Here is a 25377-nt window from a genome sequence, read left to right as displayed (position 1 = left end):
GAGCTGAGTATCTGCAGTCATGCCTTACTCGAAATCAGTCCTATACATCCTAGCCGCTGTAAAAATGGCAACACCGCAAAAAAGACAAACATTCGTTAGATAATGTTTCGCAGTTAAAAACCCAGCTGGACTGCTGGCATGCTAAAGAATTTTCTTACAGAAACAAGGAAGACAGTATGTGCATAGCCGGTATATCCATCGCAACCAAAATTGCAAGATTTCAACATTGTATTTTGCGAAAAGTCACGCCACCCCTAAAAGAATCATTTAATTAAGCAAATGTTTAATAGTTTGGTTAACTAATTGAAATTTATAACGAACAGCTTTACCAGTTAGTAAACTTGAGTACAGTGACCAACCAGTTCCATTTCAAACAATTGAGCCGGCACTTTCTTAAATCTTGCAGGGAGCATCATCATGAAAAAAAACAAACCTACCTCCCCGGAATCAGCAGACATTTCATCCGCCGATCTAGCCAAACTCTCCGAAACCACCGAGCGCACCGTCAGCGCCCGCCTGCGCAATCCAAACCGCCCCGACCCCGTCAGYCATGTGTTCAGCATCAACCCGAACGTCGATACAGAGTCCTTGCTCTGTCACGCCACTGAAACCCTTGCCTCGCTGAATGTGATGACCACTGACCTCGCCTGCGAGCTCGAAGGCTCGCTCCGCAACGAGGCATTGGCCATTCAGCAACTGGTCGTGCTGGCCGAGCTGATGGTCAACCGGGCCCTGGATATTCTTGACCCTCCCAGCGGGTTGTCTATGGCGTCATCCAACAGTCACCAATAAGTAATCGCGCTCTCTTACGCAATGGAGGTTTTTTGTCATGGATAGATACATGCCTATCACAGGTATCGATTGCACCATCGCTTCGCTGGTGATCGACACCGAAGCACCGCTGGACGTGTTGCACGAAACAGCGGCTTACCGCATCCGCACTGCGACTCAGCTGCTTGAGAGTTTTGCGTTTGGTGAGGGCGTTTACAGTGAGCTGGCGCGGGTGTTGGTGACGTCATTGCGTGATGGTTGTGATTTGCTGGATGTCGTCGGGCGACGATTGCAGGAGCAAGTTTCGGCGCAGCAAAGCAAATCAAGACCAGCGCCGGCCGAGTCGTAACGGCGTTAGCGGTGTGGACGGACGGGTTTCCAACACGTGTGAAAACGGCCCCTGCGCTTGGCGCAGAGGCCGTTCCAACACTTACTGAGCCTGGATCAACTTGCTTTCAGCAACGCCAGCACGACCGGTGTGGTCATCAACCACTTGCAGGCTGTTGCGTGCCTTGATGAAGCCCACTTTCACTTCCTGCCAGACAAAGTAGTTCTTGCCGGCTTCTGCGGTGAGTTTCAGTTCGGAATCGTTTTCCGCCGAGGACACCAGAGTCTGCTGACCGGCCGGAACGGCCAACATCAGGTACGACTTGGCGACGGTCTGGCCGACCGGTTTACCGTTGAGCGTCACCGGCATTTTCACCCCGGCGCCCATGCTCTCGTTGCGATAAACATAAATATTGGCTTTGTCCGGGGCGACCTGGAAGGTCTTCGCCTGAGCGTCCTGCGTGTCATCCGCCATTTTTACCGAAGCGCAACCACCGGTGAGTGCGGCTACGGCCAGCAAAGCGGTGAGGGTTAGCTGCTTGAACATCCTGTATCTCCATTGTTTGTGATGAGTCCGAAACTGTTATCGGCTGATCAGAAAAAAGGCGAAGGGATGTACCAAAAAAACATGGCAAGCCCCCAGGGCGCGAGTTTGCGCGCTATCAGAAGTGCTGAAGGCGACAGCGTCAGGGGTGGTGTTGCGTGGGGATCAGGTACAGATTGACTGAGGAGGGTCATGCTAAAACGACAAAGGGTGCCTTTCGGCGCCCCTTCACAAACAGGTCGGCTTGTCATCGCCCTGTACCAGGGTGAATCCCTAAAGCGGATCCGTTACGCGAAATGTCTTTGCTCTCAAGCCCCTTCAACCTTACGCGTCAACAACTCAACAAACGCCTTGGCCATCGGCGACTTCTGATCCTTGCGCTGCACCAGCCACACCGCCGACACCGCCGCCGGATCCAGTAACGGTCTATACACCACACCGTCGATGCGCATCCGCTGATACGACGCCGGCAGCACCGACACCCCGAGCCCTGCCGCCACCAAGCCAATAATCGTCATCGCCTCGCCCGCCTCCTGCGCAAAGTGCGGACTGAAACCGGCATCGCGGGCCAGGCTGAGCAATTGTGCGTAGAGACCGCTGCCGTAGCTGCGTGGGAAAAATACGAACGGCTCCAAGGCGAGTGCCGACAGGAACAGTCCGTCTTCGCTGTCGTTGACCAGCGGATGCTTGGAACTCAGCACTGCCACCAGTGGCTCGCGCATCAGTTCCACCACACTGAGCGAATCCGGCAACCCCAATGGCCGCATGATGCCGACCTCGATCGACTCGTCGACCAATGCTTCGGCGACCTGGGTGCTGCTCATCTCCCGCAGGTTCAGGTGCACCGCCGGGAAGCGCTGGCGGAATGAAAAAATCGCCTGGGGAATGGTCGAGTTGAACGGCGCCGATGAGGTGAAGCCGATCTTCAGTTCTCCGAGCTCACCCAGTTGCGCACGCCGCGCCACATCGGCGGCTTTGTCGACCTGCGCCAGCGCCAGCCGCGCTTCTTGCAGGAACAACCGCCCCGCTTCGCTGAGCTCGACCCGACGATTGGTTCGTTCGAACAACCGTGCGCCAACCTCTTGCTCAAGCGCCTGAATCTGCTGGCTCAGCGGTGGCTGCGAGATGCCCAACACCTGAGCGGCGCGGCCGAAGTGCAGTTCTTCGGCGACGGCAATGAAGTAGCGCAAGTGACGCAATTCCATGAAAACCCCATTAGGTCGTAAAACCTCTTAAACAGGTCGAACAATATATTGGATTGAATCATTAGCCAGCTATATGATTTTTTCACTGCCTGCCTGACTGCGCCCCTCCGAGGTCCAACGTGAAGACTGCTGTCGCTCCACTCGCCCATGAAGTTCCGCCCGCCGCAGCGGACGACGTCGTCGCCGAGCTCAAAGAGATTTACATCGAGAAAGGCACGCCGGCGTTCATGCGCACGGTGCTGGCGCTGTTTTGCGGTGGCTTCGCCACCTTCGCCCTGCTCTACTGCGTGCAGCCGATGATGCCGCTGCTGTCTCACGAGTATTCGATCAACGCGGCGCAGAGCAGCCTGATCCTGTCGGTCGCCACCGGCATGCTCGCCATTGGCCTGTTGATCACCGGGCCCATCTCCGACCGTGTCGGCCGCAAGTCGGTGATGGTCACCGCGCTGTTCGCCGCGGCGCTGTGCACCGTCGCCAGTTCGATGATGCCGAGCTGGCACGGCGTGTTGCTGATGCGCGCGCTGATCGGGTTGTCGTTGAGTGGCCTGGCGGCAGTCGCGATGACGTACTTGAGCGAAGAGATCCACCCGCAGCATCTAGGCCTGGCGATGGGTTTGTACATCGGCGGCAATGCGATTGGCGGGATGTGCGGGCGCTTGATCACCGGCGTGTTGATCGACTTCGTCAGCTGGCACACGGCGATGCTGGTGATCGGCGGCCTGGCCCTGATCGCTGCAGCGGTGTTCTGGAAAATCCTTCCCGAGTCGCGCAACTTCCGCGCCCGCTCGCTGCACCCGCGCAGCTTGCTCGACGGTTTCACCATGCACTTTCGCGATGCTGGTTTGCCGTTATTGTTCCTTGAAGCCTTTGTGTTGATGGGCGCGTTCGTCACACTGTTCAACTACATCGGTTACCGCTTGCTGGCCGAGCCGTACCACATGGAACAAGCCTTCGTCGGACTGCTCTCGGTGGTGTACCTGTCGGGGATTTACAGCTCGGCGAAAATCGGTTCGCTGGCTGACAAGCTGGGTCGGCGCAAAGTGCTCTGGGCGACGATTGTGCTGATGCTCGCCGGCCTTGCCCTGACGATGTTCACACCATTGCCCCTGGTGATCATTGGCATGCTGATCTTTACCTTTGGTTTCTTTGGCGCGCATTCGGTGGCGAGCAGCTGGATCGGGCGCCGGGCGATCAAGGCCAGGGGCTCGCGATAGCGGAGTATCAGCCAATACATTCGGCGACTGATTCACCGCTATCGCGAGCAGGCTCACTCCTACATTAAAAACAAAAACGCCCGGCATAAGCCGGGCGTTTTCTATTGGGCGACGATCACTCGTGATATTGCGCCGACAACTCATGCACCGCGCGCAGGAAGGCGCCAGCATGCTCCGGATCAACTTCCGGGGTGATGCCATGGCCGAGGTTGAACACGTGGCCACTGCCTTTGCCGTAGCTGGCGAGGATGCGGCCGACTTCGGTGCGGATGGCTTCTGGTTTGGCGTAGAGCACGGTCGGGTCCATGTTGCCTTGCAACGCGACTTTGCTGCCGACGCGATCACGGGCGCTGCCGATGTCGCAGGTCCAGTCCAGGCCCAATGCATCCGCGCCAGCGTCGGCGATGCTTTCCAGCCACAGGCCACCGTTCTTGGTGAACAGGATGACCGGAACCTTGCGGCCTTCGTGCTCGCGGATCAGGCCGCTGACGATTTTTTTCATGTAGGCCAGGGAGAATTCCTGGTACGCCGCCGCCGAGAGGCTGCCGCCCCAGCTGTCGAAGATCTGCACCGCTTGCGCGCCGGCCATGATCTGGCCGTTGAGGTAGCTGGTGACCGTCTGCGCGAGCTTGTCCAGCAGCAGGTGCAAGGCTTGCGGGTTGTCGTAGAGCATGGTTTTGGTCTTGCGGTAGTCTTTCGACGAGCCGCCTTCGACCATATAGGTGGCCAGGGTCCATGGGCTGCCGGCAAAGCCGATCAGCGGCACGCGGCCATTGAGTTCGCGGCGGATGGTGCTGACCGCGTCCATCACGTAGCCGAGGTCTTTGTGCGGATCAGGAATCGGCAAGGCTTCGATGTCGGCCATGGTGCTGACGACTTTCTTGAAGCGTGGACCTTCACCGGTTTCGAAGTACAGGCCTTGGCCCATAGCATCGGGGATGGTCAGGATGTCGGAGAACAGGATCGCCGCGTCCAGTTGTGGATAGCGGTCAAGCGGCTGCAGCGTGACTTCGCAAGCGAACTCCGGGTTCATGCACAGGCTCATGAAGTCGCCGGCCTTGGCACGGCTGGCGCGGTATTCAGGCAGGTAGCGACCGGCCTGACGCATCATCCACACAGGGGTGACGTCTACGGGTTGCTTGAGCAGGGCGCGAAGGAAACGGTCGTTCTTCAGGGCAGTCATGTCGGCATCCGGAAAAAAAGTGCGGGCATTTTCTCAGAGCCGGACGCAAAAGGCACGGCAAGTGCCGCACCTTTTGTCTATCGGGTCAATTTGTCGCGGGGGGAACCACGTCGCGAAACAACCTCAATCCCTGTAGGAGCTGAGCTTGCTCGCGATGCAGGCGCCTCGGTTAACCTGATTTCTGCGGTGATGCTATCGCGAGCAAGCTCAGCTCCTACAGGAGTGAGGTTGCCCGCGATCGGTGTTAGACGCCCAGGTAATCCAGGATCCCTTCAGCCGCATTGCGGCCTTCGAAGATCGCCGTCACCACCAGGTCAGAACCACGAACCATGTCGCCACCGGCGAAGATTTTCGGGTTGCTGGTCTGGTGCTTGTACTTACCTTGCTCCGGCGCCACAACGCGGCCCTGGCTATCGGTCTGGATGTCGAACTGTTCGAACCACGGCGCCGGGCTTGGACGGAAACCGAACGCGATGACCACGGCGTCGGCCGGGATGATCTCTTCGGAGCCCGGGATCGGCTCAGGGCTGCGACGGCCACGGGCGTCCGGTTCGCCGAGACGGGTCTCGACCACTTTCACACCTTCTACGCGGTCTTCACCAACGATGGCAATCGGCTGGCGGTTGTAGAGGAATTTCACGCCTTCTTCCTTGGCGTTCTTCACCTCTTTGCGCGAGCCCGGCATGTTCGCTTCGTCCCGACGGTACGCACAGGTCACCGACTTGGCGCCCTGACGGATAGAGGTACGGTTGCAGTCCATCGCCGTGTCGCCGCCGCCCAGTACCACGACCTTCTTGCCTTTCATGTCGACGAAATCTTCCGGCGACTTTTCAAAGCCCAGGTTGCGGTTGACGTTGGCGATCAGGAAGTCCAGCGCGTCATACACGCCCGGCAGGTCCTCACCGGCAAAACCGCCCTTCATGTAGGTGTAGGTGCCCATGCCCATGAACACGGCATCGTATTCTTCGAGCAGTTGCTCGATGGTCACGTCCTTGCCCACTTCGGTGTTCAGGCGGAACTCGATGCCCATGCCGGTGAAGACTTCGCGGCGATTGCTCAGCACGGTCTTTTCCAGCTTGAACTCGGGGATGCCGAAGGTCAGCAAGCCGCCGATTTCCGGGTTCTTGTCGAACACCACCGGGGTCACGCCACCGCGCACCAGCACGTCGGCACAACCCAGGCCCGCCGGGCCTGCGCCGATGACGGCAACACGTTTGCCGGTCGGTTTGACCTTGGACATGTCCGGGCGCCAGCCCATGGCGAATGCGGTGTCGGTGATGTACTTCTCGACCGAACCGATGGTCACCGCRCCRAAGCCGTCGTTSAGSGTGCAGGCACCYTCGCACAGRCGATCYTGCGGGCACACCCGGCCGCAGACTTCCGGCAGGGTGTTGGTCTGGTGSGACAGCTCSGCGGCCKGGAGGATRTTGCCCTCGGCCACCAGYTTSAGCCAGTTGGGAATGAAGTTGTGCACCGGGCACTTCCATTCGCAATACGGGTTACCGCAACCCAGGCAGCGGTGGGCCTGGTCGGCCGACTGCTGGGGTTTGAACGGTTCGTAGATCTCCACGAACTCTTTCTTGCGTTGACGCAACAGTTTCTTCTTCGGATCTTTGCGCCCGACATCGATGAACTGGAAGTCGTTATTCAGACGTTCAGCCATTGTTAAAACCTCATCAAACTCTTCAGGCGCATATCACTGCGGGTTGGCACGAGTGCTGGARAGCAACGATTTCAGGTTGGCAGCCTTAGGCTTGACCAACCAGAAACGACGCAGGTAGTCATCGAGGTTTTCAGCGAGGTTACGACCCCAYTCRCTGTCGGTTTCMKCSACGTACTCGTTCAGCACGCGTTGCAGGTGGCTGCGATAGGCTTCCATCGCTTCGCCGCTGATCCGCTGGATTTCCACCAGTTCGTGGTTGACCCGGTCAACAAAGGTGTTGTCTTGGTCGAGCACGTAGGCGAAACCGCCGGTCATGCCAGAGCCGAAGTTGTAACCGGTCTTGCCCAATACGCAGACGAAACCACCGGTCATGTACTCGCAGCAGTGATCGCCAGTGCCTTCCACAACCGTGTGGGCACCGGAGTTACGCACGGCAAAACGCTCGCCCGCGGTGCCGGCGGCGAACAGCTTGCCGCCTGTGGCGCCGTACAGGCAGGTGTTACCGATGATCGCACTGTCCTGAGTCTTGTAGACGCTGCCCTTGGGCGGAACGATGACCAGTTTGCCGCCGGTCATGCCTTTGCCGACGTAGTCGTTGGCGTCGCCTTCCAGGTACATGTTCAGGCCGCCAGCGTTCCACACACCGAAGCTCTGACCGGCCGTCCCTTTGAAGCGGAAGGTGATCGGCGCATTCGCCATGCCCTGGTTGCCGTGTTTGCGAGCGATTTCACCGGAGATCCGCGCGCCGATCGAACGGTCGCAGTTGCAGATATCCAGGGCGAAATCGGCGCCGCTCATGTCGTTGATGGCCGAGGTGGCCAGGTCGACCATTTTCTCGGCCAGCAAGCCCTTGTCGAACGGCGGGTTGCGGTCAACCTGGCAGAATTGTGGCTTGTCTGCCGGGATGTGATCGCTGCCAAGCAACGGGGTCAGGTCCAGATGGTTTTGCTTGGCGGTCTGGCCTTCGAGGATTTCCAGCAGATCGGTACGACCGATCAGCTCTTCGAGGGAGCGCACGCCCAGCTTGGCCAGCCACTCACGGGTTTCTTCGGCGACGTAGGTGAAGAAATTCACCACCATGTCGACGGTGCCGATGTAGTGATCTTTACGCAGCTTCTCGTTTTGAGTCGCGACGCCGGTGGCGCAGTTGTTCAGGTGGCAAATACGCAGGTATTTGCAACCCAGCGCGATCATTGGCGCGGTGCCGAAACCGAAGCTTTCAGCGCCGAGGATCGCTGCCTTGATCACGTCGAGGCCGGTTTTCAGGCCGCCGTCGGTCTGCACCCGGACTTTGCCACGCAGGTCGTTGCCACGCAGGGTCTGGTGGGTTTCGGCCAGGCCGAGTTCCCACGGAGCGCCCGCGTATTTGATCGACGTCAGCGGCGATGCACCGGTGCCGCCGTCGTAGCCCGAGATGGTGATCAAGTCCGCGTAGGCCTTGGCCACACCGGCGGCGATGGTGCCGACGCCCGCTTCTGCCACCAGCTTCACCGAGACCAGCGCCTTCGGGTTGACTTGTTTCAGGTCGAAAATCAGCTGCGACAAGTCTTCGATCGAATAGATGTCGTGGTGCGGTGGCGGCGAGATCAGGGTCACACCCGGCACCGCGTAACGCAGCTTGGCGATCAGACCGTTGACCTTGCCACCTGGCAACTGACCACCTTCGCCGGGCTTGGCGCCCTGGGCGACTTTGATCTGCAGCACTTCAGCGTTGACCAGGTATTCCGGGGTCACACCGAAACGGCCAGTCGCCACTTGCTTGATTTTCGAGCTCTTGATGGTGCCGTAGCGCGCCGGGTCTTCGCCGCCTTCGCCGGAGTTGGAACGCGCACCGAGGCGGTTCATGGCTTCGGCCAGGGCTTCGTGAGCTTCCGGCGACAAGGCGCCGAGGGAAATGCCCGCGGAGTCAAAGCGCTTGAGCACCGATTCCAGCGGTTCGATCTCGCTCATGTCCAGCGGTGTGTCCAGGGTTTTGACCTTGAACATGTCACGGATCATCGACACCGGGCGGTTGTCCACCAGCGACGTGTATTCCTTGAACTTGCTGTAGTCGCCTTGCTGCACAGCGGCTTGCAGGGTGTTGACCACGTCTGGGTTGTACGCGTGATATTCGCCACCGTGGACGAACTTCAGCAGGCCGCCTTGCTGGATTGGCTTGCGCGGGCTCCAGGCTTCAGTGGCCAGGGCTTTCTGCTCGGCTTCGATGTCGACGAAACGCGCACCTTTGATGCGGCTCGGAACGCCACGGAAGCTCAGCTCGCAGACTTCTTCAGACAGGCCGATGGCCTCGAACAACTGCGCACCGCGGTACGAGGTGATGGTCGAGATGCCCATCTTCGACAGGATCTTCAGCAGACCTTTAGTGATGCCTTTACGGTAGTTCTTGAACACCTCATAGAGGTCGCCCAGTACTTCACCGGTACGGATCAGGTCGCCCAGCACTTCGTAGGCCAGGAACGGATAGACGGCGGAGGCGCCGAAACCGATCAACACGGCGAAGTGATGCGGGTCGCGAGCGGTCGCGGTTTCCACGAGGATGTTGGAGTCGCAACGCAGGCCTTTTTCGGTCAAGCGGTGGTGCACCGCGCCGGTGGCGAGCGAAGCGTGGATCGGCAACTTGCCCGGGGCAATGTGACGATCACTCAGCACGACCTGGGTACGACCGGAGCGCACGGCTTCTTCAGCCTGATCGGCGACGTTGCGGATGGCCGCTTCGAGGCCGACGCTTTCGTCGTAGTTCAGGTCAATGATCGCGCGCTCGAAGCCCGGACGATCGAGGTTCATCAGCGAGCGCCACTTGGCCGGAGAAATGACCGGCGAGCTGAGGATTACGCGCGAAGCGTGTTCCGGCGACTCCTGGAAGATGTTGCGCTCGGCACCAAGGCAGATCTCCAGCGACATGACGATGGCTTCACGCAGCGGGTCGATCGGCGGGTTGGTGACCTGCGCGAACTGCTGGCGGAAATAGTCGTACGGCGTGCGCACGCGCTGGGACAGCACGGCCATCGGCGTATCGTCGCCCATCGAGCCCACGGCTTCGTAGCCTTGCTCGCCGAGCGGACGCAGCACCTGATCACGCTCTTCGAACGTGACCTGATACATCTTCATGTACTGCTTGAGCTGGTCGACATCATAGAACGCCGATCCGTGGTCGTTGTCTTCCATGGTCGCCTGGATGCGCAGGGCATTCTTGCGCAGCCATTGCTTGTATGGATGACGGGACTTCAAGCGGTTGTCGATCGCGTCGGTGTCGAGGATCTGACCGGTTTCGGTGTCCACGGCAAAGATCTGACCCGGGCCAACGCGGCCCTTGGCAATCACGTCTTCAGGCTGGTAGTTCCAGACACCGATTTCCGAGGCCAGGGTGATGAAACCGTTCTTGGTGGTGACCCAACGCGCCGGACGCAGACCGTTACGGTCGAGCAGGCACACCGCGTAGCGACCGTCGGTCATTACCACGCCGGCCGGGCCGTCCCACGGCTCCATGTGCATCGAGTTGTACTCGTAGAACGCACGCAGGTCCGGGTCCATGGTTTCGACGTTCTGCCACGCTGGCGGAATGATCATCCGCACGCCACGGAACAGGTCGATGCCACCGGTGACCATCAGCTCCAGCATGTTGTCCATGCTCGAGGAGTCGGAACCGACGCGGTTGACCAGTGGGCCGAGTTCTTCCAGGTCCATCAAGTCGTTGGTGAACTTGGTGCGACGGGCCACGGCCCAGTTGCGGTTGCCGGTGATGGTGTTGATCTCGCCGTTGTGCGCCAGGAAGCGGAACGGTTGAGCCAGCGGCCATTTCGGCAGGGTGTTGGTGGAGAAGCGCTGGTGGAACACGCAAATCGAGGTTTGCAGGCGCTCGTCACTGAGGTCTGGATAGAAGGCGGTCAAATCCGCCGGCATCATCAGGCCTTTGTAAATGATGGTCTTGTGCGAAAAGCTGCAAACGTAGTGATCAACGTCGGCGGCGTTGGCCACGGACGAGCGACGACGGGACGTGAACAGCTTTACGGCCATGTCCTGATCGCTCAGGCCTTCACCGCCGATGAACACCTGCTCGATCTGCGGCAGGCGCTCGAGGGCCAGGCGGCCGAGGACGCTGGTGTCGATCGGCACTTTGCGCCAGCCGACGAGCTGCAGGCCAGCGGCCAGGATCTCGCGGTTCATGTTCTCGCGAGCGGCTTGGGCTTTGACCGGGTCCCGGTTGAAGAAGACCATGCCCACCGCATATTGCTTGGGCAGTTCGACGCCGAAGGTTTCCTGGGCGATCGCTCGCAGGAACACGTCCGGCTTTTGAATCAGCAGACCGCAACCGTCACCGGTCTTGCCGTCGGCGTTGATCCCACCGCGGTGGGTCATGCAGGTCAGGGCCTCGATGGCCGTTTGCAAAAGGGTATGACTGGGCTCGCCCTGCATATGGGCTATCAGGCCGAAACCGCAGTTATCCTTGAATTCATCTGGTTGGTACAGACCTGCTTTCATAGACACTTTCTCACCAGGCTGCCTCTTACCGAGGCAAATTTCTTTTCAATTCAATCAGTTACCGTCCGCGCCGAACGTATGCCAGCTTTGCGGGGGCAAAAGGGAGGTCATTGTACACACCGACACTAACGCTCACAAATTTGACGACGAAATGTCGCAAATCTATGTCGCATTTGTGAAAGGTTTAAAGCGATCTGCTGTGCTAGTCAAAACTTTTTTAATTTTGACTGCAACGACTCAAAGACTACTGTGACGCAGACACCACAAGGCACGCAGTCTGTAGAGACGGCGCGCACTTGTAGAAATTTTGAGGTGCTTGGAGAGGCGGCCTGGGTAAGGCCGCCGAATCTTCAGCGAGTTGTTGCCAGTTCCTGTTGGACGCTGGCGACAGTGCGAGGCCAAGGTTTACCAGCCTGAACCTTCGCTGGCAAGGCCTTGATAGCGGTAACGGCTGCATCGCGGTTGGCGAAGTTACCGTAGGTGATGACATACAACGGCTTGCCGTTGAGGACTTTCTTGAAATAACGGTACTCGCCACCCTGTTCTTTCACGAAGTTTTGCGCAGTCGTTTCGGAGCTGGTGCCGAGGATCTGTACCACGTAGTTGCTCGTCGGTTGCCCGGCATACCACGTGCCGCCAGCAGCCTTGGCAGCGGGGGCTGGTTTCTCGGCAGGCTTGGCGGCTACAGCGGGCTTGGCTGGCGCCGATGCCGCGGCAGGCTTGGCAACAGGCACTGGCGCAGGCTTGGCCGTTGCTACCTGGGTCGGCGCAGGCACCGGTTTGGCGGCTGGCGTCGGTGCGGGCCCTGGCTGAATGCCCGCTGGCGGGGCGACGGTGGTCACGGTTGGCGGTGTAGCGCTGGAACCCTCGACCGGCACGCCGTCGTCGCCCTCAGTGATGCCCCCGGCCGCTTCGGCCAACGGACCGCGCATGACCGGTTGCGAGTTGCCGACCAGCGGCAATGGCATCGGCTGCGAGTTACCGGCGAATTCGACGGATGGCGCACCGCCGCCAGGTTGTGGCGACCCCTGACCCAGTGGCAGTTGTGCCTGTTCGTTGGCAGGTGCGCCGGTGGTCGGTGCTTTGCTGCGGCCCGGCATCAACCAGGCGGCGGCTACCGCGACCACGACAACGGCGGAAATCGCCAACACGTGTTTCTTCGGCATGTTGAACCCCATACTTGGACGCTTCACCGCTGAGCGGCTGGCAATCATGGCTTCGATCATTGCATCGCGGGCGACCTGGTTGATGTTGCCAGGCCAACCGTCGGAGCTTTCGTGAATATCAGAGATCTGATCCGCGGTGAAAAGTTCGATACCCCGGCCGGCGCCTTCGAGGCGTTGCTCCAGGTATTCGCGGGTTTCTTCTTCGGTGTAAGGCTGCAATTCGATGACGTGAAAACGCTCTTCCTCAAGGCTCAGCGCCTCAAGTTGAGCGATCAGCGACGACTCGCCAAACAGGAAAACGTGCGGACGACCTTCCGGTGCGCCAGCGGCCAGGGCCATCAGGGCCTCCAGCGCGGACTCGTCGAGATGCTCGGCGTCATCCACCAGCAAATAGACTTCCTGGCCGGTCAACGCCAGTTGGACCACCTGCGCCAGGATTGCACCGATCTCGGCTTGCTCGACGTTCAGCGCTTGAGCCACCTGGCGCAAGATGCCCGCCGAATCGCCAGCACCGCGAGCGGAAACCACAACACTCTGCACCGACTGCTTATTGGTGCTGGCTACCAGGGCCTGGCGCAACAGGGTCTTGCCACTGCCTTGCGGACCGGTGACCACCAGCAGCAACTGGCTGTAACGCGCCAGGTGATGCAGTTGCCCCAGCACCGGTTTGCGCTGGGCCGGGAAAAATTTGAAGCCAGGCACCCGTGGAGCAAAAGGGTCATGACTTAACTGGTAATGGCCGAGGAAAGCCTCGTCGGCATGCAAACTAGTCATCGGGATCTTATTAACCTTTAAGCTGAGCCAGGGCGCGGTAATCCGCTCCCAGCGTGGCCTGTAAAATCTCTTTCGGATAATCGTCGGTCACCACCGCTTCGCCCATGTGGCGCAGCAGCACCAGGCGCAAACGACCGTCGATCACTTTCTTGTCAATTGCCATGTGTTCAAGGAAATCGGCTTCGGTCATTTCCTCAGGCGGAATGACCGGCAGTCCGGCACGCTGGAACAGGCGGATGCCACGATCACGCTCTTGCTCGCTGATCCAGCCCAGACGCGCCGACATTTCCAACGCCATTACGGTGCCAGCAGCGACCGCTTCACCGTGAAGCCAGACACCATAGCCCATATGGGTTTCGATGGCGTGACCGAACGTATGACCGAGGTTCAATGTGGCACGCACGCCGGTCTCTTTCTCGTCGGCACCGACCACCGCCGCCTTGGCCGCGCAAGAGCGCTCGATGGCGTAGGTCAGGGCGACTTGATCCAGGGCGCGCAGGCGATCAACGTTTTCTTCGAGCCAGGTCAGGAACGGCTCGTCGCAGATCAGCCCGTACTTGATGACTTCGGCAAGCCCGGCGGACAGTTCGCGGGCCGGCAGGGTATTGAGGGTCGCGGTATCGATCAGCACCACGTTCGGCTGATAGAACGCGCCGACCATGTTCTTGCCCAGCGGATGGTTGATACCGGTCTTGCCACCGACCGAAGAGTCGACTTGCGACAGCAGCGTGGTCGGCACCTGGATGAAATCGACGCCGCGCTGGTAGCAGGCGGCAGCAAAGCCGGCCATGTCACCAATCACACCGCCACCGAGCGCGATCACCGTGGTGCGGCGGTCGTGCCGTGCGGTCAGCAGACCGTCGAAAATCAGTTGCAGGGTTTCCCAGGTCTTGAAGGCTTCGCCATCGGGCAGCACCACGGAAATCACCGAGAACTGCGCCAGACTGCGGGTCAGACGCTCGAGGTAGAGCGGTGCTACGGTCTCGTTGGAGATGATCGCTACTTGCCGACCACGAATATGCGGGACCAGCAGCTCGGGTTGATCCAACAAACCTTCGCCAATGTGAATCGGGTAGCTGCGCTCGCCTAGATCGACCTTGAGTGTCTGCATGTGTCCCCACAGTGAAGATGGAATCAGGCGTCCTGCCTTGAGTTATCGAATGTCCACGGCGTCTGCTGGTGCGACGCCGTTCGGTAGCCTCCGCCACAACCTTGGGCGATCATGACAGGACGCCGAGGATAGCGCATTTCGCGCTCTGCTTTAACGGGGCGGCAGCTGCTGCAAGCGCTCGAGAATGTCGAGCACCACCATTCGCGGCGGCCGCTCATCGGTTTCAATCACCAGGTCGGCGATTTCCCGATAAAGCGGATCGCGGATCGCCAAGAGATCCCGCAGGGTCTTGGCTGGATCGGCGGTACGCAACAAGGGTCGATTGCGATCACGGGCCGTACGACCCACTTGCTGCTCGACAGAAGCATGCAAGTAGACCACCCGACCACCGGCATGCAACGCCCGACGATTGGCTTCGCGCATCACCGCGCCGCCACCGGTCGCCAACACCACGCCGTCGCAGCCGCACAGCTCGGCAATCATCGCCTGCTCGCGGTCACGAAAGCCCGGCTCGCCTTCTTTATCGAAAATCCACGGGATATTGGCGCCCGTGCGCAATTCAATTTCCTTATCGGAATCTTTGAACGGCAGGCGCAGCTCTTTGGCCAGCAACCGGCCGATGGTGCTTTTACCAGCGCCCATCGGTCCAACAAGAATCAAATTTCGCACAGAATCAATGACTCACAGCAATCGCCTGATTGTTCATGATACGCGGAGTGAGAAATACCAGCAGCTCGGATTTTTTCTCCGAAACCACGTCACGCCGGAAAAGGCGGCCAAGATACGGCACATCACCAAGAAATGGCACCTTATCTACTACCTTGCTTTGAGTATTTGAGAAAACGCCGCCAATAACGATGGTCTCGCCGTCGTTGACCAGGACCTTGGCATTGACCTCGTTTTTCTTGATCGGCGGTACATCCTGCACTTTGTTCAGGTAGTCCGGTTCGTCCTTGGTGACCTTGACCTCCATGATGATCCGGTTGTCCGGCGTGATCTGCGGTGTCACTTCCAGAGACAGCGAGGCCTCCTTGAATGACACCGAGGTCGCGCCACTGGAACTGGCCTCCTGATAGGGAATCTCCGTGCCCTTGAGGATTTTGGCGGTTTCCTTGTCGGAGGTAACAACCTTGGGCTGCGAGACAATTTCGCCGTTGCCGGTTTTCTCCATCGCCGTCAGCTCCAGATCCAGCAACACATTGTCGGTGATGAATGCGATGCCGATGCCCGACGTATTGCCAGCCGCGCCCAGGTCGACAAACGGTGAGTTGGTGCTGGGGGTAGTCGACGAACCATTGGAGACCCCGGACGTGTTCCAGTTACCCTGATTGCGCACCGAACCACCCCAGCGCGCGCCGAGGCTTTTGTCGTAATCGACGTTGGCTTCGACGATTCGCGCTTCGATCATGACCTGGCGCACCGGGATATCCAGCTGCGTAACAATGCGCCGAAGTTCATCGAGGCGATCCTGAGGCTGGTAGGCAATGATGTTGTTGGTCCGCTCATCCACCGTGATCGAGCCCCGCTCGTCGGCTTTCGCGTCGGCGCTGGTCACCGATTGAAACAGCTTGGCGATATCAGCAGCCTTGGCGTAATTGACCTGCAATAGCTCCCGACGCAACGGCGCCAGTTCGGCGATCTGCTTCTGCGATTCCAGTTCCTGACGCTCTCGGGCGGCGATTTCATCGGCAGGCGCCACCAACAGGACATTGCCGATCTTGCGTTTGTCCAGCCCCTTGGTTTTCAGCACCAGATCCAGCGCCTGGTCCCACGGCACATTCTGCAACCGCAAGGTGATACCGCCCTGCACGGTATCGCTGGCCACGAGATTGAGGTTGGTGAAGTCGGCGATCAGTTGCAGCACCGAGCGCACATCGATGTCCTGGAAGTTCAGCGAAAGTTTTTCACCGATATAGGCCATGCGCTCGGCGTTGCGTTTTTGCAGATCCTCGACGCTCATCGCCCGGATGCTGACAGTCAGCTTGTTGTCCGTCTGATAAGTTGAGTAGTCGAAGGTACCGCCGGGCTCGATGCTGATTGTGGCCCGGTCGCCGGTGGCGCTGGCGTTGACGAACTGCACCGGGGTGCCGAAATCCTTGACGTCCAACCGCACGCGCAATTGCTCGGGCAATTGGGTCCTGGCAAAACCCAGGATAATTTTGCCGTCGAGTTCCCGGATGTCTGGTGCGATGGACGGATCGGACAGATCGATAACCACATTTCCTTCGCCCTGAGTGCCGCGCTGGAAGTCGACGCCGCGAATAGCCTTGCTCGCCGGGGCGTAGGTTTTTGCCGGTGCTGGCGTTGTCATCGCAACGCGAGGGGCGCTCGCCGCCGGTTTCAATGCCTTGCTATTGGCCCCCTGCCCGACCACCACCAACAGATTGTTGCCTTCGACCTTCGCGCTATACGGCATCAACTGCGTCAGGTTAATGATGAGCCGCGTCCGGTCCTGGGCCTCCACCACCGTTGCACTGCGGGCATTGCCGCCGCCCAGGTCACGACTCTTGCTCGCCAGCTGACTGACCACRCCGGGCAGGTCCAGGGCAATCCGCGCCGGTTGTTCGGTCGTATACCCGTGGGGCGCTGGTGGCGGCCCGTCGAAAGACAACTTCAACTCGACGCGATCACCCGGTAGCGCGGCGACATCCAGCGCTTTGAGGTTGGTCGCAAGCACCATCGGCGGCAACAACGCTATCCATAGCGAAATACCGAGGGTTGAGAAAATCCTGTTCATTATTCGAGTTCCACTATGAGTGCTCTTTCAAAGGGAGGGTCCGAGGTCGTTCCAGCCAGGCACCCTCGCCATCGGGAACGATTTCGATCACATCGACTTGGGAGCCGCTGATGGCGACGATCCGTCCATCGTTACGCCCCAGGTAATCGCCGACTTTCAGCCGATGCACCCCGCCCGCCCCGCGCAACAGCGCAAAGGAGCCGGTGGCATTGGAAATCGTGCCGACCATTTCAAACTGCTCGATGTTGAAGCCTTCGAGGTACTGCTTGACCCGATTGAGGTCGGGCGTGACGTTCCGCGAGCCGCGCTTCTGGCCAGCCAGGTCCACTCTGACCTGCCGGAAAAACGGACTGCGCAGGTTGGCAGCGCTGTAGGTGAACGTTGGATAAGACCGAAACGTCGGCGTTGGTTCAATCTTGCCCGGAGCCCGCAGACGCACTTCGTTCAGGTAGGCATCCAGGTCGCCGACATCGTTGCTGTTGTCACATGCGGTCAGGCTGGCAAACAAAACAACCATCGACAAACAACGAACCGGGCTCATTTCTGTGCCCCGTTGTCGTTATAGCGATAGGTCTTGGCCAGGATGCTCATGCGCAACTTCGCACCGCCTTCGGGATTGGCCGGAGCAAGGTCGAAATCATGCAGCGTAACGATCCGGGGCAGCCCGGCCACGCCACTGACGAAGGTCGCCAGGTCGTGATAGGCACCGGTCACCGTGATCTGGATCGGCAGCTCGATGTAGAACGGCTGGGTGACTTCCGGCAACAGTTTGATCTCTTCAAACTCCAGACCACTGCCGAGCCCGGTGCGGGTGATGTCCTCCAGCAGACCCGGGACCTCGGTATCGCTGGGCAATTGCCGCAGCAGCACCCCGAAGGAGGTCTCCATTTCCTTCATTTGCTGGGTGTACAGTTCCAGATTCGCGGCCATGCGGGCTTTGGTGGCGAACTGCTCCTTGAGGGTCAGTTCTTCCTCGCGCTTGAGATGGAGCTGGTCTTGCAGGTCACTGAGGTAAAAGGTGTACCCGAGTGCCAACACCAGCAGCATCAACAGAACACCCACCAACACCTTGATCGCCGGAGGCCAGGACCCCATGTTGCTGGTGTCCAGATCGTTGAGATCAACATTGCGCAGGCCTGCAAACCATTGGGACGGACTCATTGATCGCCCTCCACGGCTGCGGGCTGCGTCTGACGAACGGTCAGTTGAAAAACGTTGGCCTGATCCAGCTGACCGGCGGTTGTCGCTTTGACCTCGGTGAGGCTTGGGGCATCGAACCAGTCGGACGCATCCAGATTGCGCATCAGATCCGACACGCGATTGTTTGACTCGGCAGCGCCGGTGATGGACAAGGTTTTGCCGACCATTTTCACTTCGGTGAAATACACGCCGTCCGGCAGCGCGCGAGCCAATTGATCGAAGATCCGGCCACTGATCGGTCGGTTGCCCTGCAGGTCCTGAATGATTCGCATGCGTTCGACCAGTTGCTGACGGCGGGCTTTGAGGTCACTGATCTGGGCGATCCGCTCGTCGACTACTGCAATCTGTTTGGCGATATACCCATTACGGGCAGCTTGCCGATCGATGGCGCCGCTAATGACCTGGTCCGCGACCAGTACCCCCCCTACGGAGTAAACCAGCACACCGACCAACGCCAGCAAAAAGCGTTTGCGACGCTCTTCTCGCTGTTCTTCGCGCCAGGGTAAAAGATTGATCCGCGCCATCAGTCGAAACTCCTGAGGGCGAGCCCGCACGCAATCATCAGGGCTGGCGCATCACTGAGCAGGGCACCGGCGTTAACTTTGCTGCTCAAGGTCATGTTCAAAAACGGGTTGGCCACCTGAGTGGAAGTGCCCAGGCGCTGCTCGATCAACCGGTCAAGCCCCGGCACCGACGCCGTGCCACCGGCCAGTAGAATGTGGTCGACCGCGTTGTACTGACCGGAGGCAAAAAAGAACTGCAACGAGCGTGAAACCTGTTGCACCAGCGCCTCGCGAAACGGTTGCAAGACTTCGCTGACGTAGTCGTCCGGCAAACCGCCCTGCTTCTTCGCCAGCCCTGCCTGCTCGACCGTCAGACCATAACGTCGCTGAATTTCCTCAGTCAGTTGCCGACCGCCGAACAATTGCTCGCGGGTATAGATGATCTTCCCGTCGTACAACACGCTGAGGGTGGTCATGGTCGCGCCGATGTCCACCACCGCGACCGTCAGGTGCTCCCGAGGGGCGGGCAGTTGCGTCGACAGCAAACTGAAAGAACGCTCCAGTGCGTAGGCCTCGACATCGACTACGCGCGCAGTCAGGCCGGCCAGGGCCAGCGCCGCTTCACGGACCTCGACGTTTTCCTTGCGGCAGGCCGCCAGCAATACACTGACGCGCTCGGGGTTACGCGCAGAGACGCCCTGGACTTCGAAGTCGATGGCGACTTCATCCAGCGGATAGGGGATGTACTGATCGGCCTCGATCTTCAGCTGGTTTTCCAACTCGTCGTCGGAAAGTCCGCCGTCCATCTCGATGGTCTTAGTGATCACCGCCGAACCGGCCACGGCCACCGCCACGCTCTTGAGGCTGGTCCGGGCCTTGAGCAGCACTCGCGAGAGCGCCAACCCGACGCCTTCGAGTTCGGCGATATTTTTCTCGACCACGGCATTGGCAGGCAACGGCTCTACCGCGTAGGCCTCGACCCGATAGCGATCGCCCTGGCGGCTGAGTTCCAGAAGCTTTACCGATGTCGAGCTGATGTCGATCCCCAACAACGAGTTGGATTTTTTATTGAAGAGTCCTAGCACTACCAATTCCCTATGACTATCCGTGTCTTACGGACTCTGTAATATCCATTGCGTTCATTCACCCCGTCTTGACAGAAGCGCCAATGACGCTCCTCGCCGAAAAATGCTTATAATGCCCAGCGTTTTTTTCCGGTTTTTACTTCAAGCGCGGGTCGTTCCCTGTTTCTGAACCCTGATGCCTAATTCATTCTTTGCCCTGGATGTCCAAAAGCCTTGATTCGTCTGCTGAAATTTTTCGGTTGGTCCATCGTCGCCGTTTTCTGCGGACTGCTTCTGGGTCTGAGTGGCGCGTATCTTTACCTTAGTCCCGGATTACCGTCCGTGGAGGCTCTCAGAAGCATCCAGTTGCAGATTCCATTGCGGGTCTACAGCAGCGACAACAAGTTGATCGCAGAATTTGGCGAAATGCGCCGCACACCGATCCGTTTCGCCGACATTCCCCCCAATTTCATTAATGCGTTACTAAGTGCTGAAGACGACAACTTCGCCAACCACTACGGCGTCGACCCCAGCAGCCTGATGCGTGCCGCCACCCAATTGGTCAAAAGCGGGCACATTCAGTCCGGCGGCAGCACCATCACCATGCAGGTGGCGAAGAACTTCTTCCTGACCAGCGAACGCAGCTTCTCGCGCAAAACCACCGAAATTCTCCTGGCCTTGCAAATCGAACGGCAGCTGACCAAGGACGAAATCCTTGAGCTGTACGTCAACAAGATCTACCTGGGCAACCGCGCCTACGGTATCGAGGCGGCGGCGCAGGTTTATTACGGAAAATCGATTCGCGATGTCAGCCTTGCCCAGATGGCAATGATCGCCGGCCTGCCGAAAGCACCGTCGCGCTTCAATCCGCTGGCCAATCCGGCCCGCAGCAAAGAGCGCCGCGACTGGATCCTGGGGCGTATGTACAAACTCGGGAAAATCACCGAAGCGGACTACACCACGGCGATCAACGAGCCGCTGAATGCCAGCTATCACGTGCCAACGCCGGAAGTGAACGCGCCGTACATCGCCGAAATGGCCCGGGCCGAAATGGTCGGTCGCTATGGCGCCGATGCTTACACCGAAGGTTTCCGCGTTACCACGACCGTGCCGAGCAACCTGCAGGAAATGGCTAACACAGCGGTCCACGAAGGCTTGATGACGTATGACCAGCGCCACGGTTATCGCGGCCCTGAGTCACGCCTGCCGGGCAAGACGCGCGAAGCCTGGGCCGCCGAGCTGACCAAACAACGCACCATCAGCGGCCTTGAGCCCGCCATCGTCACTCAGGTCGATAAAAACGGCCTGCAGGTGATGACCCGCACCGGTGACGGGCACATCAGTTGGGACAGCATGAAATGGGCGCGCCCATTCCTGAACACCAACAGCATGGGCGCCAACCCGAAACAGCCTTCGGACGTGGCTCAGGTAGGTGACTTGATTCGCGTGCAGCGTCAACCGGACAACTCGCTGAAATTCAGCCAAATCCCGCAAGCACAAGGCGCGCTGGTTTCACTGGACCCGCAGAATGGCGCCATTCGCTCGCTGGTCGGCGGTTTCGCCTTCGAACAGAGCAACTACAACCGCGCCTTGCAGGCCAAGCGTCAGCCGGGGTCGAGCTTCAAGCCCTTCGTCTACAGTGCCGCGCTGGATAGCGGCTACACCGCGTCCAGCCTGGTGAACGACGCACCGATCGTGTTTGTCGACGAATACCTGGACAAGGTCTGGCGTCCGAAGAACGACACCAACACCTTCCTCGGCCCGATCCGACTGCGCGAGGCGCTCTACAAGTCGCGCAACCTGGTGTCGATCCGCCTGTTGCAAGCGATGGGCGTTGGCAAGACCATCGACTACATCACCCGCTTTGGCTTCAACAAGCAGGACCTGCCGCCCAACTTGTCGCTGGCACTGGGCACCGCGACCCTGACGCCAATGGAGATCGCCACCGGCTGGAGCACGTTCGCCAACGGCGGCTACAAGATCACCCCGTACATCATCGACAAGATCGAAAGCCGCAACGGTGACACGCTGTTCGTCGCCAACCCGGCGAGCGTTCCAAAAGGCGATACGGCCACCGACGGTATTGCCGCACCTGCCGCGCAAACCTTCACGGTCAACGCCACCCCGGGTGAGGTTCCAGCCGCGCCAGGCACTGCGCCGCAAGCGCCAGCCGTAGCCGAACGCATCGTCGATGGCCGCACGACTTTCATCCTCAACAGCATGCTGGAGGACGTGATCAAACTCGGGACCGGCCGTCGCGCGCTGGCCCTGGGCCGTAGCGATATTGCGGGCAAGACCGGCACGACCAACGAATCCAAGGACGCGTGGTTCTCCGGCTATAACGCGGACTACGTGACCACGGTCTGGACCGGTTTCGACCAGCCTGAAAGCCTGGGCCGCAAGGAATTCGGGGGCACTGTCGCGCTGCCGATCTGGATGAACTACATGGCCGCCGCCCTCAAAGACAAGCCGCCGCATACGCAGCCAGAGCCCGAAGGCATCCTGAGCCTGCGGGTTGACCCGATCAGCGGTCGTGCGGCGACGCCAGGCACGCCAGGCGCTTACTTCGAACTGTTCAAGGCCGAGGACACACCTCCGTCGATGAATGAACTGGGTAACGGCAATGCGCCGGGCAGCCCACTGCCAGCGGACGAAGCGGCGCCGATCGATTTGTTCTGATCGCAGCGCCAACAGAAAGCCCCGCCTTCGTGAGAAGCGCGGGGCTTTTTGTTGCACTGATCGTTCCCATGCTCTGCGTGGGAATGCCGCCCAGGACGCTCCGCGTCCCATCCAGAGCCGAACGCAGAACGTCCGTAGAGGCATTCCCACGCGGAGCGTGGGAACGATCACCACGATCACCTACAGGCAAAAAAAAGCCCCGACTCTCACGAGCCAGGGCTTTCGGTTGAAGCGCTACAACGGCTTAGCCGTTGAACACGTCATCCACGCTTTTGAGCGGGTAGTTCTTCGGATACGGCAGGGTCGCTACGCCGGTCTCGATCGCAGCCTTGGCCACGGCATCGGAGATCAGGGTGATCAGACGGGCATCCATTGGTTTCGGAATGATGTACTCACGACCGAATTCCAGCTTGATGCCGCCGTAGGCGTCGCACACTTCCTGAGGCACTGGCAGTTTGGCCAGTTCGCGCAGGGCGTTGGCGGCAGCCACTTTCATTTCTTCGTTGATGCGCTTGGCGCGAACGTCCAGGGCACCACGGAAGATGAACGGGAAGCCCAGTACGTTGTTGACCTGGTTCGGGTAGTCCGAACGGCCGGTCGCCATGATCACGTCGTCACGGGTGGCATGGGCCAGTTCCGGGGAGATTTCCGGATCCGGGTTGGAGCACGCGAACACGATCGGGTTGGCCGCCATGGACTTCAGGCCTTCAGCGCTCAACAGGTTCGGGCCGGACAGGCCTACGAACACGTCAGCACCGGTCAGCGCGTCAGCCAGGGTGCGCTTGTCAGTCGCGTGAGCGAAGACAGCCTTGTACTGGTTCAGGTCGTCACGGCCGGAGTGGATCACGCCGGTACGGTCAACCATGAAGATGTTTTCGATGTTGGCACCCATGCTCACCAGCAATTTCATGCAGGAGATGGCGGCAGCACCGGCGCCCAGGCAGACGATCTTGGCGTCAGCGAGGGTTTTGCCAGCGATTTCCAGGGCGTTGATCATGCCGGCTGCGGTAACGATCGCAGTGCCGTGCTGGTCATCGTGGAACACCGGAATGTCGCACTGCTCGATCAGAGCGCGCTCGATCTCAAAGCACTCTGGTGCCTTGATGTCTTCCAGGTTGATGCCACCGAAGGTGATGGAGATACGCTTGACGGTGTCGATGAAGGCTTGCGGGCTTTCGGAATCGACTTCGATGTCGAAAACGTCGATGCCGGCGAAGCGCTTGAACAGCACGCCTTTACCTTCCATTACTGGCTTGGAAGCCAATGGGCCGAGGTTACCCAGGCCAAGAATGGCGGTGCCATCGGAAATGACTGCAACCAGGTTGCCCTTACCGGTGTATTTGTAGGCCAGTTCAGGATCGCGGGCGATTTCGCGTACTGGTTCGGCTACGCCGGGGCTGTAGGCCAGCGACAGGTCGCGGGCGGTAGCGGTGGCCTTGGTGAGCTCGACACTCAGCTTACCTGGACGAGGATGGGCATGATATTCGAGAGCGGCAGTTTTCAGATCAGACATTTTGGCATTCCGCTTTTACTGTTGGACAGACTGGTCAGCGAGGATACGCGCCTCGCAAAATCCCCACAAGACTGACCGGTCACCCCTGTCAAGCGCCCTGCCCTAAGACTTTGGGCCAAGAGCCACGGAACACAAGGGGTAGACTGTTCACAATCGCTAGAAAAAATGTCTACAATTTTTATTGTGGCGTCACTTGCAGCATCGAAGGATCCGTCAGCGGCAGAAGCCAGCGTGCTTGCCCGGGTTTCAATCCACCGCGACGCGAGCGGTCCTGGACCCAGCCACGCGCCTCAATTTGCGCGCCTTGAAGCGTTTCCAGCGCCGCGACATCGAACCTGTTGAGCATATTGGGTGCAACGCGCAATACAACCGAATCCTGCAACTCGATCCAAACCCCGCCGCGATTGCGCTGAACCTTGCTCACACGACCGCTGAGCACGGCGAACCCGGAAGCCTCGATCTGCTCCGCTTTCAGTACAGGGGATTGCCGCCATATACCAAGCCCGGCCTGACGTGCACTGCGTTCAGCAGCTTGCTGACAGCTGACCAAATCAACATTGGGTGCCACCGCCACTTGAAAACCGAGGCCTTCGGCGAGCATCTGTGCTTCGAGATTGGCACCGTCGGCGCCATAGACATGGGCCAGCGTGCGACCGTAATGGTCCTTGCTTTCTTTACCCGGCAGCAAACCGACGCGTCCATCGCTGGCAGCCACCAGCGCTTCAAGGCGTTTGCGCGCAACCACGGCAAACGGCTCGTCGGAGCGGCCCTGTTTGCCCAGCTCAGGCGTATTCAAACCAATCATGCGCACACTGCGGCCATCGCTCAGGCGCAAGGTGTCGCCATCCACGACCCGCTGTACGGTGACCGACTCCAGCTCGATCGGCGCCGGGCAGAACGCCTGGGCGCCTGACAGCCAAATCGCGGACACAAAAAAGGCGCCCGCGAGGGACGCCTTTTTCAACAGCAAGGAAAAGCCCATCGGGCCCTTCAACCTTACTCTGCAGCAGCTGGAGCTTTCTTGCCGAAAGCGCCGAAACGGTCTGCGAAGCGCTGTACACGACCGCCAGTATCCAGAGTCTTCTGCTTACCGGTGTAGAACGGGTGGCACTCGTTGCATACGTCGATCGCCAGAGGCTTGGCCAGGTTCGAACGAGTTTCGAACTTGTTGCCACAGCTGCAGGTAACTGCGGTGATTTCGTATGTTGGATGGATATCGGCTTTCATGATGATTCCTCAGGCTA

At 59.4% G+C, this 25377-nt stretch carries 19 protein-coding genes and 1 pseudogene; 4 read left to right on the top strand and 16 right to left on the bottom strand.

What is annotated here, in order from left to right:
* Positions 1–417 precede the first annotated feature (417 nt).
* Both AC1D2P_RS03655 and AC1D2P_RS03650 read left to right on the top strand, forming a co-directional pair.
* On the top strand, positions 418–792 hold the full coding sequence (locus AC1D2P_RS03655) for a DUF6124 family protein (RefSeq protein ID WP_109785379.1): 375 nt from the start codon (positions 418–420) through the stop codon (positions 790–792).
* A gap of 37 nt (positions 793–829) precedes the next feature.
* A complete protein-coding gene (locus tag AC1D2P_RS03650) occupies positions 830–1120 on the top strand; it encodes a hypothetical protein (protein WP_046031157.1) in 291 nt (96 codons plus the stop codon).
* 81 nt (positions 1121–1201) lie between these two features.
* On the opposite strand, the gene AC1D2P_RS03645 is transcribed toward AC1D2P_RS03650, so the two are convergent.
* A complete protein-coding gene (locus tag AC1D2P_RS03645) occupies positions 1202–1645 on the bottom strand; it encodes a DUF2846 domain-containing protein (RefSeq protein ID WP_046031158.1) in 444 nt (147 codons plus the stop codon).
* Between the two features lie 305 nt (positions 1646–1950).
* A complete protein-coding gene (locus tag AC1D2P_RS03640; protein WP_109785378.1) occupies positions 1951–2847 on the bottom strand; it encodes a LysR family transcriptional regulator in 897 nt (298 codons plus the stop codon).
* A gap of 119 nt (positions 2848–2966) precedes the next feature.
* On the opposite strand from AC1D2P_RS03640, the pseudogene AC1D2P_RS03635 reads away from it, so the two are divergent.
* Positions 2967–4052, top strand: a pseudogene (locus AC1D2P_RS03635) (MFS transporter); the annotation flags it as partial.
* 124 nt (positions 4053–4176) lie between these two features.
* Here AC1D2P_RS03635 and hemE read toward each other — a convergent pair.
* From hemE to AC1D2P_RS03580, 11 genes are all read right to left on the bottom strand, one after another.
* Entirely contained in the window at positions 4177–5244 is a 1068-nt protein-coding gene (hemE, locus tag AC1D2P_RS03630; protein WP_077432322.1) for a uroporphyrinogen decarboxylase, read from the bottom strand.
* A gap of 244 nt (positions 5245–5488) precedes the next feature.
* A complete protein-coding gene (locus AC1D2P_RS03625; RefSeq protein WP_477811313.1) occupies positions 5489–6907 on the bottom strand; it encodes an FAD-dependent oxidoreductase in 1419 nt (472 codons plus the stop codon).
* A 33-nt stretch (positions 6908–6940) separates the two neighbouring features.
* Complete coding sequence (gltB, locus tag AC1D2P_RS03620; protein WP_477811312.1) at positions 6941–11386, bottom strand: glutamate synthase large subunit; 4446 nt, start codon at positions 11384–11386, stop codon at positions 6941–6943.
* 350 nt (positions 11387–11736) lie between these two features.
* Positions 11737–13326 carry an AAA family ATPase gene (locus AC1D2P_RS03615; RefSeq protein WP_109785374.1) on the bottom strand — a complete coding sequence of 530 codons (1590 nt, stop codon included), beginning with the start codon at positions 13324–13326 and terminating at the stop codon, positions 11737–11739.
* 10 nt (positions 13327–13336) lie between these two features.
* Positions 13337–14437 (bottom strand): 3-dehydroquinate synthase, encoded by a 1101-nt coding sequence (aroB, locus tag AC1D2P_RS03610; protein WP_046031167.1) that lies wholly within the window; start codon positions 14435–14437, stop codon positions 13337–13339.
* 150 nt (positions 14438–14587) lie between these two features.
* On the bottom strand, positions 14588–15106 hold the full coding sequence (gene aroK, locus AC1D2P_RS03605) for a shikimate kinase AroK (protein ID WP_046031168.1): 519 nt from the start codon (positions 15104–15106) through the stop codon (positions 14588–14590).
* Between the two features lie 4 nt (positions 15107–15110).
* The gene (locus AC1D2P_RS03600) at positions 15111–17174 is read right to left on the bottom strand and encodes a type IV pilus secretin PilQ (protein WP_046031169.1); all 2064 of its coding nucleotides are present in this window, start codon (positions 17172–17174) and stop codon (positions 15111–15113) included.
* A 13-nt stretch (positions 17175–17187) separates the two neighbouring features.
* Positions 17188–17715 (bottom strand): pilus assembly protein PilP, encoded by a 528-nt coding sequence (locus AC1D2P_RS03595; protein WP_477757268.1) that lies wholly within the window; start codon positions 17713–17715, stop codon positions 17188–17190.
* Positions 17712–18335 (bottom strand): type 4a pilus biogenesis protein PilO, encoded by a 624-nt coding sequence (pilO, locus tag AC1D2P_RS03590; RefSeq protein ID WP_109785373.1) that lies wholly within the window; start codon positions 18333–18335, stop codon positions 17712–17714. Before pilO ends, AC1D2P_RS03595 begins: the two co-directional genes overlap by 4 nt.
* Positions 18332–18898 (bottom strand): PilN domain-containing protein, encoded by a 567-nt coding sequence (locus AC1D2P_RS03585; protein WP_477757267.1) that lies wholly within the window; start codon positions 18896–18898, stop codon positions 18332–18334. Before AC1D2P_RS03585 ends, pilO begins: the two co-directional genes overlap by 4 nt.
* Positions 18898–19962 (bottom strand): pilus assembly protein PilM, encoded by a 1065-nt coding sequence (locus AC1D2P_RS03580; protein WP_109785372.1) that lies wholly within the window; start codon positions 19960–19962, stop codon positions 18898–18900. The genes AC1D2P_RS03585 and AC1D2P_RS03580 overlap by 1 nt, the downstream gene beginning before the upstream one ends.
* A gap of 216 nt (positions 19963–20178) precedes the next feature.
* On the opposite strand from AC1D2P_RS03580, the gene AC1D2P_RS03575 reads away from it, so the two are divergent.
* Positions 20179–22620, top strand: a complete 2442-nt coding sequence (locus tag AC1D2P_RS03575; RefSeq protein WP_371916746.1) for a penicillin-binding protein 1A — start codon at positions 20179–20181, stop codon at positions 22618–22620.
* A 244-nt stretch (positions 22621–22864) separates the two neighbouring features.
* Here the strand turns inward: AC1D2P_RS03575 and AC1D2P_RS03570 are convergent, their stop codons facing one another.
* The 3 genes from AC1D2P_RS03570 to rpmE form a co-directional block, all read right to left on the bottom strand.
* Positions 22865–24133, bottom strand: coding sequence for a malic enzyme-like NAD(P)-binding protein (locus AC1D2P_RS03570; protein ID WP_046031175.1), 1269 nt, complete (start codon positions 24131–24133; stop codon positions 22865–22867).
* A gap of 178 nt (positions 24134–24311) precedes the next feature.
* Positions 24312–25115 carry a thermonuclease family protein gene (locus AC1D2P_RS03565; protein ID WP_477757266.1) on the bottom strand — a complete coding sequence of 268 codons (804 nt, stop codon included), beginning with the start codon at positions 25113–25115 and terminating at the stop codon, positions 24312–24314.
* 14 nt (positions 25116–25129) lie between these two features.
* On the bottom strand, positions 25130–25360 hold the full coding sequence (gene rpmE / locus AC1D2P_RS03560) for a 50S ribosomal protein L31 (protein ID WP_007899231.1): 231 nt from the start codon (positions 25358–25360) through the stop codon (positions 25130–25132).
* Positions 25361–25377: the final 17 nt, after the last annotated feature.

The organism is Pseudomonas sp. P1_F1_2 (genome assembly GCF_056405815.1).
This window is presented reverse-complemented; position numbering and strand designations above follow the sequence as displayed.